Origin of the sequence: Pantoea sp. AG1095 (assembly GCF_003208415.1) — a bacterium.
Classification (GTDB): Bacteria; Pseudomonadota; Gammaproteobacteria; order Enterobacterales; family Enterobacteriaceae; genus Pantoea; species Pantoea leporis.
In genome coordinates this window covers 1-11,940 of record NZ_QKMJ01000005.1, presented here as the reverse complement: position 1 = coordinate 11,940, position 11,940 = coordinate 1, and the positions used below count along the sequence as shown (strand labels likewise).

The 11,940-nt window shown below is 53.7% G+C and carries 12 protein-coding genes; 9 read left to right on the top strand and 3 right to left on the bottom strand.

The window, feature by feature from the left end; genetic code table 11:
• Window positions 1-66: 66 nt before the first annotated feature.
• Complete coding sequence (locus tag DEU53_RS12120) at window positions 67-1,014, top strand: sensor domain-containing diguanylate cyclase (protein ID WP_110867252.1); 948 nt, start codon at window positions 67-69, stop codon at window positions 1,012-1,014.
• Between the two features lie 123 nt (window positions 1,015-1,137).
• Here the strand turns inward: DEU53_RS12120 and treF are convergent, their stop codons facing one another.
• The gene (gene treF, locus DEU53_RS12115; protein ID WP_052026007.1) at window positions 1,138-2,796 is read right to left on the bottom strand and encodes an alpha,alpha-trehalase TreF; all 1,659 of its coding nucleotides are present in this window, start codon (window positions 2,794-2,796) and stop codon (window positions 1,138-1,140) included.
• A 464-nt stretch (window positions 2,797-3,260) separates the two neighbouring features.
• Complete coding sequence (locus DEU53_RS12110) at window positions 3,261-4,115, bottom strand: SDR family oxidoreductase (protein ID WP_110867251.1); 855 nt, start codon at window positions 4,113-4,115, stop codon at window positions 3,261-3,263.
• A gap of 97 nt (window positions 4,116-4,212) precedes the next feature.
• Here DEU53_RS12110 and DEU53_RS12105 point away from each other — a divergent pair, with 97 nt between their 5' ends.
• Window positions 4,213-4,575, top strand: a complete 363-nt coding sequence (locus DEU53_RS12105; protein WP_110867250.1) for a helix-turn-helix domain-containing protein — start codon at window positions 4,213-4,215, stop codon at window positions 4,573-4,575.
• A 33-nt stretch (window positions 4,576-4,608) separates the two neighbouring features.
• Here DEU53_RS12105 and yghX read toward each other — a convergent pair whose 3' ends face one another.
• Window positions 4,609-5,499 carry a YghX family hydrolase gene (yghX, locus tag DEU53_RS12100; RefSeq protein ID WP_110867249.1) on the bottom strand — a complete coding sequence of 297 codons (891 nt, stop codon included), beginning with the start codon at window positions 5,497-5,499 and terminating at the stop codon, window positions 4,609-4,611.
• A gap of 566 nt (window positions 5,500-6,065) precedes the next feature.
• On the opposite strand from yghX, the gene DEU53_RS12095 reads away from it, so the two are divergent.
• The 7 genes from DEU53_RS12095 (at window position 6,066) to DEU53_RS12065 (ending at window position 11,833) form a co-directional block, all read left to right on the top strand.
• The gene (locus DEU53_RS12095) at window positions 6,066-7,487 is read left to right on the top strand and encodes a cytochrome ubiquinol oxidase subunit I (RefSeq protein ID WP_101761884.1); all 1,422 of its coding nucleotides are present in this window, start codon (window positions 6,066-6,068) and stop codon (window positions 7,485-7,487) included.
• A gap of 1 nt (window position 7,488) precedes the next feature.
• Window positions 7,489-8,493, top strand: coding sequence for a cytochrome d ubiquinol oxidase subunit II (cydB, locus tag DEU53_RS12090; protein ID WP_064738586.1), 1,005 nt, complete (start codon window positions 7,489-7,491; stop codon window positions 8,491-8,493).
• A gap of 1 nt (window position 8,494) precedes the next feature.
• A complete protein-coding gene (locus tag DEU53_RS12085) occupies window positions 8,495-8,662 on the top strand; it encodes a DUF2474 domain-containing protein (RefSeq protein WP_101761885.1) in 168 nt (55 codons plus the stop codon).
• A gap of 222 nt (window positions 8,663-8,884) precedes the next feature.
• On the top strand, window positions 8,885-9,751 hold the full coding sequence (locus tag DEU53_RS12080) for a helix-turn-helix domain-containing protein (RefSeq protein ID WP_110867248.1): 867 nt from the start codon (window positions 8,885-8,887) through the stop codon (window positions 9,749-9,751).
• Between the two features lie 252 nt (window positions 9,752-10,003).
• On the top strand, window positions 10,004-10,147 hold the full coding sequence (locus DEU53_RS12075) for a hypothetical protein (RefSeq protein ID WP_233501756.1): 144 nt from the start codon (window positions 10,004-10,006) through the stop codon (window positions 10,145-10,147).
• Window positions 10,148-10,421: 274 nt separating this feature from the next.
• Window positions 10,422-11,204 carry a siderophore-interacting protein gene (locus DEU53_RS12070; RefSeq protein ID WP_110867246.1) on the top strand — a complete coding sequence of 261 codons (783 nt, stop codon included), beginning with the start codon at window positions 10,422-10,424 and terminating at the stop codon, window positions 11,202-11,204.
• 89 nt (window positions 11,205-11,293) lie between these two features.
• The gene (locus tag DEU53_RS12065; RefSeq protein ID WP_101761889.1) at window positions 11,294-11,833 is read left to right on the top strand and encodes a PadR family transcriptional regulator; all 540 of its coding nucleotides are present in this window, start codon (window positions 11,294-11,296) and stop codon (window positions 11,831-11,833) included.
• Window positions 11,834-11,940: the final 107 nt, after the last annotated feature.

Here is an 11,940-nt window from a genome sequence, read left to right as displayed (position 1 = left end):
TTTGTTTTATTTACAGAAACTTCCTGGCAGGCAAAATAGCGCTTATTTCCTCTCCTTCAGCCAACCATGTCAGAAGAAGCGCTGCGTCAGCAGATTCAGAACCTGAAAAAGCATAATGCGCGGTTAAAGCGTATAGCGCATGACGCGCGTAATAAGCTGAGTGCAGCGCTGGATGGAACCGGTTTATGTTTGTGGCAGCTGGATATTCCCAGCGGCAAGCTGGTGATTTTTAATCGTCGCTGGGGTGCGATGCTGGGTTTTCAGCCGAAAGAGACCAAAGCGCAGTTCGATGTGTGGCGCGAACGCCTGCATCCGGATGACGCCGACGAAGTGCTCAAAGCCTTTTACGATCACATTGAAGGGCGCGCGCCTTATTACGAAGCGCTGCACCGCATGCTGGGCAAAAACGACAACATTAAATGGGTGCTGGATCGCGGACGCGTTACAGAATGGGACGCAGCGGGCAATCCGCTCAAAGTCACCGGTACGCACATCGATATGACCAAAGAGAAGCAGTACGAAGCGCAGCTCTCATCGCTGGCGCATCACGATCCGCTAACCGGACTGACTAATCGCCATGCGCTCAATACGCAGTTCAGCAGGATGAAAGCGCAGGGCCCGCTGTGCGTGGCGTTTATCGATCTTGATAACTTCAAACACGTCAACGATACCTTGGGACATCGCAGTGGTGATGAGGTGTTGATTCAGCTGAGCCAGCGCATCATCGACGTGGTGCCGCCAAACGTGGTGATTGGCCGACTCGGCGGCGACGAGTTTGTGCTGCTGATGCCGTTCCTGATCGACTATCCGAAAGTGCGCATTATGATGCAGGCGGTGCTGGATGCCGCGCTGACGCCGTTTGATATTGATAATGGACATGCGCAGATTGGCGCGTCAATTGGCATTGCGCAGGTGCAGGAACGCGACAGCTTCGATGAAGCGCTGACGCGGGCCGATGAGGCGATGTATCAGATTAAGAAGAATGGTAAGCAGGGTTTTGGGTTGGCGGGGTAGCTTTTACCCTCGCCCTAACCCCCTCCCGCAGGCGGGAGAGGGGACTGAACGAGCTTACATATGGCAGCGTTTCCCTCTCCCTGTGGGAGAGGGTCAGGGTGAGGGCATCAGGCCGCACCGATCTCAATCCGCCAACAAATGCCCATACATGGTCATCAATCTGCGGGTGACGCCATTAGTCCAGCCGAAGCCGTCCTGCAGCGGATATTCGCCGCCGCCACCCGGACGGGCGCGATCGCCGCTGATGTCATACTTCTCCACCAGCTTATGATGCAGTGAATAGAAATTATTTACCGTATTCAGCCAGTTAACGGCAATTTCTGTCGCCAGCGTCTCTTCACCGTAGTGATTCAAACCGACCACCGCCATCCACTGCAACGGCGCCCAGGCATTGGGTTTATCCCATTGTTCGCCGCTCTCCACCATTGAGGTTAACAAGCCGCCTTGCGTCAGTAACAGATGACGCAGCGCAACGGCCTGCAGGTGCGCCTGCTCGGGCGAGGCGAGGCCGAGGAACAGCGGCACCACCGCAGCAGCGGTGAAGGCGCCAAAGCGTTCGCGACGCCAGTCGTAATCGCGGTACACCCCGGCGGTGTTATCCCATAGATAGCGATGAATCGCCTGCTTACGCGCATCGGCTTTTTTTTGCCACGCCAGCGCCGTGAGCTCTTCACCTTTGGCATGTGACAGCGTCGAAATCATCAGCTCCAGCTTGTAGAGGAACGCGTTGAGATCGATCGGAATAAATTGCGTGGTGCGGATACTCGCCAGACGCTGCGGATCGCGCAGCCAGCGTGAAGAGTAATCCCAGCCCGATGCGGCACCGGCACGCAGATCGCGATAAACCTCGTTGGCCGGACGACCTGATTTCTTCGCGGTTTCAATATCTTCCAGCCACGACTCATCGCGCGGCGTGTCGCGATCGTCCCAGTAACGGTTGAGCAGCGAACCATCTGGCATGCGCACCACGTGGCGATAGGCCTGATGCGGCATCAGCTCACCCGCGCCGTCCATCCAGAACTGGTACTCTTTCATCAGCTGATCGAGATAGCGTTTCGCGCCGCGAATGCCATCTTCTTCAAACAGTTCCACCATCAGCGCAAACACCGGCGGCTGCGAACGGCTGAGGTAGTAAGTACGGTTGCCGTTCGGCACGTGACCGTAGTTATCAATCAGCCAGGCGAAGTTATCCGCCATATGACGCAGCAGATCGTCGCGTCCAGCATCGGCGAGGCCGAGCATGCTGAAGTAGGAGTCCCAGTAATAGGTTTCTCCAAATCGGCCGCCGGGCACCACGTAAGGTTTCGGCAACGGCAGCAGTGAAGAATGCGCTAAATGTTGCTGTGGCATTTTGGTTAACACCGGCCACAGATCGTCAATATGTTCGGTTAAGGTTTTATCTGGATTGGAAACATAAAAACTCTCATTCACCTGAGGTGAATAAAAATGTTCGTGCACGAATGCTTCCAGATCAAAATCCGCTGCGCGTTTACGGCGACGAAAACGGATTAAAATATCCAGCGGATCGAATTTTGGTGCGCAGTCCGGAAACGTTTTGCTGTCAGCAAATATGTGCGATGTCTGTACCTGCTCAAACAGTTCCATGTAGCGATCGGCAGGCGTCAGCGCATCCGGCGCGGGCAAACCTTCAATCAGCTCGGGTTCCGGCTCCGAATCCTGCATACCTTCGCGAACGAACTCGTGAGGATTATATTGATACTCCAGTTCAGCATCAGCGCGTCGATCCTCGAAAGCGTTATATTGCTGTTGGTTAGTATTAATAGCAGCCTCCTGGTAAATTCTTGAATGCGTAAAGAACAAATTATAGAGCTCTGAACGGGCGAAACAACAATGCGATTTATCTATGAACGTAATAAATCATGTCGATGGATCCGGAGTTTTTATGATTTTTCAGTGATTACAACGGACTATATTTCAGGAAATGAAAGCGGCTTTTAGGATGGATGTTTAAATAGCTGCACAGAAATATCTGTATTTAAGAAAATCGCTAAAATTTGCGCAGAAAAGCGTGGGGGGGCTTGATCAATTTATGGCAAACGCAGCGGAAATAGAGCTGTATTTCCCTCACCCTAACCCTCTCCCGCAGGCGGGAGAGGGAACCGATCGAGTTAACATGTGGCAGCGCCTCACTCTCCCACAGGGAGAGGGAATCGATAGAGCTAACATGTGGCAGCGTCTCCCTCTCCCACAGGGAGAGGGCCGGGGTGAGGGCATCAGGCCGCACCTTACTTCTGCAAAGCCGCCTTTATCACGTCCGCATACGGTGTAGTGGGGCGGCCAATCAGTTTGCTTAGCGTATGGCTATCGTCAAACAAACCGCCTTTTTCGGCGCCGGCATCTGAATCTGCCAGCATCTCTGACAAGCCCTCTGGCAAACCGGCACCTTTCAGCGCGGCGGCAAATTCGGCTTGTGGCAGATTGATGTAATCCACTTGCTCGCCAGACTGTTTAGCAATCTCGGCGCTGAACTGCGCCAGCGTGTAGCTGTCGTCGCCAGCCAGTTCATACACCTTGCCCGCCTGATCGTCACGGCTGATCACTTCGGCCGCTGCCGCCGCATAGTCAGCGCGCGCCGCGGAAGCGATGCGACCTTCGCCGACCGCACCAATAAAGGCATGATGCGCCAGCGCGGGTGCAATACTCGCGGCATAGTTTTCGGTGTACCAGCCGTTACGCAGCAGCGCGAAAGGAATGCCCGAGGCTTTCAACTGGGCTTCAGTCGCACGATGCTCAACGCCTAATCCCAACGGCGAGGTATCGGCATGCAGTAAGCTGGTGTAGGCGATAAAGCCAACGCCAGCGGCTTTTGCCGCATCGATCACCGCCTTGTGCTGCACTTCACGCTGGCCGACTTCACTGGAAGAGATCAGCAGCAGTTTATCGACACCGGCAAAGGCGCTTTGCAGCGTTTCCGGTTGGCTGTAATCCGCCGCTCGCAGCGTTACGCCCAGCGCCTGCAGATCGGCCGCTTTCTCGGGCGAACGCACCGCCGCAATGATTTCGCTAGCCGGCACTTTTTTCAATAACGCGTTAATCACCAGACGGCCCAGTTGGCCTGTGGCACCTGTAATCGCAATCATGTTGTTCTCCTTTTGAACTGGTATGAAAACAGCCTAAGCGATAAACTAACTTTTAGTAAGTACTTACAGATTTGTTAGTTTGGAGAAGCTGAGTTAAATGTCTGAAAAGTTGAGTGTAAAATTTACGCGCGGTGAGTTGCTTAACGTGAATTGCCCGTCACGCGACGTTTTGAAGCGCATTACCAGCCGCTGGAGCGTACTGATTTTGCTGGCGCTGCGCGAAGAAACCCTGCGTTTTAGCGAGCTGCGCCGCAAGATTGGCGGCGTCAGCGAACGTATGCTGGCGCAGACGCTGCGCCATATGGAAGAGGATGGTTTTGTGGAACGCATTGCCTATGACGTGGTGCCACCGCACGTTGAGTATCGTTTGACGTCGTTAGGCCGCGAAGTGGAAGGGCAGGTGACTGGACTGGCGGATTGGCTGGAGAGCAATGTGCATCGGATTTTGAAGGCGCATTGAGAAGGGCCGCCATTTATGGCGACCGCCGCACCCTCAAGCGCGTAAATACTTCTCAAACCAACCCAGCGTGCGGCTCCACGCTAATTCGGCGGCGGCTTTGTCATAACGCGGCGTCGAATCATTGTGGAAGCCATGATTCACACCGGGATAAACATAGCCTTCATAGATTTTGTGATTGGCTTTCAACGCCTCTTCATAGGCTGGCCAACCTTCGTTGATGCCTTTATCCAGCGCGGCGTAGTGCAGCAACAGCGGCGCTTTGATGCGCGGCACATCTTCCGCTTTAGGCTGACGGCCGTAGAACGGTACCGCGCAGGCCAAATCAGGGAACGCGACGGCCGCCGCATTGGCTACGCCGCCGCCGTAGCAGAAGCCGGTGATACCCACTTTGCCGGTGCCCTCTTCGTGGTGCATCATGAAATCAATCGCGGCGAAGAAGTCATTCATCAACTTGGTGGGGTCGACTTTGGCCTGCATCACTTTGCCTTCATCATCATTCCCCGGATAACCGCCCAGCGAGCTCAAACCATCGGGTGCCAGCGCGATGTAACCGGCTTTCGCTACCCGTCGCGCCACGTCTTCGATGTAGGGATTGAGGCCACGATTCTCGTGCACCACTACCACCGCAGGCACTTTGCCGGATGCATTGGCCGGTCGCACCAGATAGCCGCGCACCTCGCCGTGACCTTGCGGTGACGGATAGTGAATGTATTCCGGTTTGATCGCCGGATCGGTAAATTCCACCTGCTGCGCCAGCGCATAATTGGGGCTCATGGCGCTGAGCAGCGTGGCGCCGGTCATGCCGGCGATGGTGAATTTCGCCGCCATCGCGATAAATTCGCGTTTGCTGATTTTGCCGTGCGCGTAGTAATCGTAAAGCTCGAGCAGTTCCTGAGGGAAATCCTGTGCAGTAAGACGGGCCATAACCTCTCCTTCGCTGTTTAACTGGTTGATTACTGCTCTAAAAAAGCACAGCTTGTCGCCGCTGGCAAATACCATGCCGCAGTAGGTTAACGTCACTGCGTTTACATCACCTGTTTAATAAACAGCAGAAATATATCTTTTTGTTCTAAAAATATTAGCTTTTAATTAACAATTCTGATCATTCTGCGCTGTCCGGAAATATTTACATGCTCAACGTATTTACCGTAAATAACGCCATTTTTTCTTCGCACTAAAAAATAAATAAATGAAGTGCTTACCTGATAAGCACAGCGGGAATAGGCGGAAAACAATAACAATATTGTCACAATGAATGAGGGTGTTTAACCTTAACATCGTGATTTTTAAAGTATTAGTTTCTGCTGAAAACAATGATCGAAATCAAAAAACACTGTTATAGTTTTACCGTCTTCCCCTGTATCTTTTTGTTCGCACCACTTCCTTTTACATTGGCGCGACATTTCTTTAAGCACGGCGAAATAACCGCTGCGCTCTGCTTGTTAATTATAAGTAAAAATTCGGTGTAATTTGTGGCAATGAGGTAAGCAATGTTTGGATTAGACGCCTTTCATCTGGCCAGGATTCAGTTCGCATTTACTGTTTCCTTCCATATTATCTTTCCAGCCATCACCATCGGTCTCGCCAGTTTCCTGGCGGTGCTTGAAGGGATGTGGCTGAAAACCCGTAACGAGACCTATCGCGATCTCTACCATTTCTGGTCAAAAGCGTTTGCCGTTAACTTCGGCATGGGCGTGGTATCCGGATTGGTGATGGCGTACCAGTTCGGTACTAACTGGAGCGGTTTCTCACAGTTTGCTGGCAGTATCACCGGCCCGCTGCTCACCTATGAAGTGTTAACCGCCTTCTTCCTTGAAGCGGGCTTCCTTGGCGTGATGCTGTTTGGCTGGAACCGCGTCGGTCCAGGCTTGCACTTCTTTGCAACCTGCATGGTCGCGCTCGGCACCATCTTCTCCACCTTCTGGATTCTGGCGTCAAACAGCTGGATGCATACGCCGCAGGGCTACATCATCCAGAACGGCATCGTGGTACCGGAAGATTGGCTGAAAATTATCTTCAACCCCTCGTTCCCTTATCGCTTGTTCCACATGTCGGTCGGTGCCTTCCTGGCCAGCGCCTTCTTTGTCGGCGCGTCGGGCGCATGGCATTTACTGCGCGGTAACGACAATCCAGCGATTCGTAAGATGTTCTCGATGGCGCTGTGGATGGCGCTGATCGTGGCACCGATTCAGGCGATGATCGGTGATGCGCACGGCCTGAACACCCTTGAGCATCAGCCTGCGAAAATCGCGGCAATTGAAGGACACTGGGAAAACAAGCCGGGTGAAGCCACGCCGCTGATTCTGTTCGGTGTGCCGGATATGGAGCAGGAGCGCACCAAGTACGCACTGGAAATCCCGTACCTCGGCAGCCTGATTCTGACGCACAGCCTGGAGAAGCAAATCCCTGCGCTGAAGAGCTTCCCGAAAGAGGACCGTCCAAACTCCACCATTATCTTCTGGTCATTCCGCGTGATGGTGGCGCTGGGCCTGCTGATGATTACGCTCGGCGTGGTGTCTTTGTGGCTGCGTTTCAAAGGCCGTTTGTATCACTCGCGTCCGTTCCTGTGGTTCACGCTGCTGATGGGGCCATCGGGTTTGATCGCCATTCTGGCCGGTTGGTTTACCACCGAGATTGGGCGTCAGCCGTGGGTAGTATATGGCGTGCAGCGCACCATTGATGCGGTCTCGGCGCATGGCGATATGCACATGAGCATCAGCCTGCTGGCGTTCATTCTGGTCTACTCGTCGGTGTTTGGTGTCGGTTACCTCTACATGATGCGTCTGATCAAAGAGGGTCCGGTGACCGGCGAAGGTAAAGAGGTTGATCACGGTGGCCCGGGTCAGCATCACACGCCAGCGCGTCCGTTGTCGGCGGCCAAAACCCATAGCGAAAAGAGTGGGGAGCACTAAGATGATCGACTTTTCAATTATCTGGTTTGCCATCATCGTGTTTGGCACCTTGATGTACATCGTGATGGATGGTTTCGATCTCGGCATTGGCTTGCTGTTGCCGTTCAATAAAGATCCCATTGAACGCGACATGATGGTTAATACCGTTGCCCCGGTTTGGGATGGCAACGAAACCTGGCTGGTGCTGGGCGGCGCGGCGCTGTATGGCGCGTTCCCGCTGGCCTACTCGGTGCTGCTGGATGCGCTGTCGATTCCTTTGACGGCGATGCTGATTGGCCTGATCTTCCGTGGCGTAGCGTTTGAGTTCCGCTTTAAAGCCACGCTAGAACACCGTGCATTCTGGGATAAGTCATTCATTGCCGGTTCACTGCTGGCCACCTTCAGTCAGGGCGTGGCCGTGGGCGCTATTCTGAATGGTTTCCCGGTGGTGGGCCGTGAATATGCGGGTTCAGCGATGAGCTGGTTAGCGCCGTTCCCGCTGTTCTGCGGCGTCGGTCTGGTCATCGCCTATGCACTGCTGGGTTGTACCTGGCTGATCATGAAAACCGAACACGATCTGCACCGTAAAATGTCTGCGCTGGCGACGCCGCTGACGCTGACGTTGCTGCTGGTGGTGGGCATTATCAGTATCTGGACGCCGCTGACGCACGCGGATATCGCGCAGCGCTGGTTCTCGCGTCCGAACCTGTTCTGGTTCCTGCCGGTTCCGGTACTGGTGGTGCTGTGTTCGTGGGGGATTGTGCGCGCCATCAAACGTGAAGCGCATTACTCGCCGTTCATCCTGACATTGGCGCTGATTTTCCTTGGCTTCTCGGGCCTCGGTATCAGCATCTGGCCGAACATCATTCCACCGTCAATCACCATCTGGCAGGCGGCGTCTCCGGCGAGCAGCCAGGCGTTTATGCTGGTGGGCGGCCTGCTGATTATTCCGGTAATTCTGGGTTACACCTTCTGGAGTTACTACGTGTTCCGCGGAAAAATCAAAGCCGACGAAGGATACCATTGATATGAAAACCGAGGTCAGCAACATGAAAACTCACTCTGAAACGAAGATTCCGTGGTGGAAGCAGGTGATGTGGCTGGTAGTCATTTACGGCGCAAGCGTGCTGGCACTCGGTGTGGTGGCATCACTGTTTCGTATGATGATGACGGCAGCGGGCATGCGTTCGCACTGAGCCCGCGCACCGCTTCAAGCAGTTGATATCACCGTAAGGTCGTCATTCGTGACGACCTTTTTCTTTTCGTGCGCGATAAAAACGTTAGTAACCTAAGCAATTAATGCTTTTCCCGTTGCGCTACCTTTACTCTTCCTTACGTTGGTAATACGTTTTTGTTATATTTATGTGACGAATAACGCAAATTCATGACGTTAACCACCTCATTCGACTATCAAAATCATGCTCAGCCTGAATGTAAAAAAACAGTACATCAACGATCTGGTGGACTGGATAGAAGCGAACCTGACCGACGAGCTCAACATCGATCTGATTACCCTGAAATCCGGTTACTCCAAATGGCACATGCAGCGCATGTTCAAAGAGATGACCGGACAAACGCTGGCGTCCTACACGCGCAAACGTCGTCTGACCATGGCGGCGATGGCGCTGCGTCTGACCAGCATGCCGCTGATCGATATTGCGGTGCGCTTTGGTTTTGATAATCAGCAGAATTTTACCCGTGTGTTTAAAAGTCACTTCTCGATGACGCCGGGTGCTTATCGTCGCATTCCGGAAATGCTGATGAAGGATTTCCACAGCCGCATCTCCACGCAGCGTGAGTGGGTCAATGCGCGTCTGGCGCAGAAGCCGGAGATTCAGCTGTGTGGCGAAGTGATTGAGTGGGAATGCCGTTTCGGGGAATACATCGATCATCAAAATCATGTGGTGGCGCAGCATACGCGCGATTTCATCGCTTTTGCCGGTCAGCATGTGAACCGCGGCTGGCTGGGCTTTCAGTTCAGTCCGGGCGTGCATTCTGCCGACCAGCAACACATCAGCCTGTTCCAGGCGCTGGAGAGTCAATACGCCGATGTGCTGCCGCGTAACGTGCAGAACTGGACCGGCGAGAGGGGTTTGTGTGCGGAGATTGACTGGCACGGCGCGCCGGAAGAGATCAACGCATTCACCGCGGAGATTTACTACAACCATTTGCCAGCGCTGGGCGTGGCACGCCGTACGGGCAAAGATTTACTTAAGCTGGATCTGAAATACAGCACGCCCGATCTGCTGCAAGGCACCTTCTATATTCCGGTGACGGATAAGTAATGCATAATTCGTGCGGTAAACCGTGACAAACCGCACGATTTTATAAACTCATTGACGTAATGAGCGTAAAATTCTTCATCGAAACCTGATTGGCCGCGTAAATCACCAGCCGCCATACATCAGGCTGGATAATCACCTGCATTTCTGGTCCATTTCGGGCCGCTATAGTGAACAGACAAAAAAATTATGCGACTTCTCCCGTTGTTCCTCATGACAGCGCTTGTAGCGTTTTCTTCGCTGGCAAGTGCACAAATGGCTGAGCCTTTTTCACCGCCGGGCGGACTGCATCCGCATCAAACGCATTGTGCGCAGCATGAAATTCTGGGCGACAATGTGCTGCCGAAACATAGCCAGGATGATGGCAGTTTCGTGACCTGCGGCAATCACCAAGCGTAATCCGGTTTTAAAATCCGTGACCGCTGCAATCTAAGCGCGGTCTCGGCAGTCAAACGCATCTATGTATTGCGCAATAAATTGCGCCGCTCCACTTCCTGCTTGTCATTTGCACCTTATCACTGACTGCTCTTCATCGTAGCGGCGCGATTTATCGCGCTGTTTAAACATGCCAATTTTCCAATAGCATTTTTCGGCATTGCGTCGAAGATATATCATAACTATTCTCTCCCCATCAGATGAGAATGACTTTCACTATCTTTTAGGGAGACACTACTTGCAAACTCACCCTTCCGAACGCGCGCCACGTCGTGTGCGCAATGAACTGCGTTTCCGCCACATCAGCGTGGTCAGCAAGACGCTGATTGCCGGTGAATTCTGGCGCATTGTTTTCAACGGCAGCGATCTGGCCGGCTTCAACTCGCCATCGTTTGACGATCACATCAAAGTGTTCTTCCCGGAACATGCCGGTGCAGAGCTGGCGCTGCCGCAGATCACCGATGAAGGCATCGTTTGGCCGAATGGCGTGCGTCCTGCCGCGCGTGATTACACGCCGCTGGAATTTAACGGCGTCGATTCTCTGACCATCGATTTCTACATCCACGACGGCGGCGTTGCCAGCAGCTGGGCAAGCCAAGCCAAAGTGGGCGATCGAATCGCGATGGGCGGTCCGCGCGGTTCGTTGGTGATCCCGGCGGATTACGCCTGCCAGATTTACGTCTGTGATGAGACCGGTCTGCCCGCCTTTAAACGTCGTTACCGCGAAATCCAGGCGCAGGAAATTCACCTGCTGGCCTATGCCGATGAAGCCACCGGCCGCGATTATCTCGGTGATCTGCCAAATGTGCAGGTGAGCTGGTTGGGCAGCGGCACCATGCAGGCCGATAACCTGGCATCAATAACGGCGCAGCTGGATAAGATTGCGCTACCCGCCACTGAATACTTCATCTGGCTGACGGGCGAGGGCGAAGCGGTGAAACTGCTGAGCGATTACTTCACCCAGGGACGCGGTGCACATACCGATTTCGTGCGCGCCGTAGCTTATTGGCATCAGAAATAACGCCAACGCCGCGCGCGCTGCCGCCTGTGTTGAATTTTGCCAGGTGGCAGACTACTATCAACCTCCCTTAATTAGCGCTCAGGAAGGCAATGAAACAGCAGCGGGATTTTCCATGGCAGTCCGATCACGCACAGCGCACCGTCTGTGCAGGCGCACGCAAGAAGCGTCGGGAGCGGATGCTGGATGCCAGCGATATCCGCTTGTTAATGCTGCACTTTCTCGCCATCAGCTCTGCGCACGGCTATGAGCTGATCAAATCGGTTGAAGAGCTCTCCAAAGGGGAATATTCACCCAGCCCCGGCATTATCTATCCTAACCTGACGCTGCTCGAAGAGATGGATGCGATTCGCGTGGTCGATGCGCAGGCATCGCGTAAAGCCTATGCGCTGAATGAAGGCGGCGAGGCGCTGCTGGCGGAGAATCGTGACAATGTGAATGCGATTATCGAGCGCTTAACCTCGCTGGCGATTCTGGTGAATAACCGCAGCATTCCGCAGGTTGAACAGGCGATTCATCTGATCAAACACACCTTGAATCATCGTCTGGCGCAGGAAGATATTTCGGATGAGGCGCTGGAGATCGTGATCAGCGCGCTGCAGGAAGCGGCGGAAAAGATCGCTAAAAGTTAGCAGGTCGCCATGAATGAACTGAACCCCATAACCTGGACCGTTTAGTTAAAGCGCTGCGTAATGCTGAGTCCTGTACGCTACCGGACTCAGCCCACCCAACCCCATTT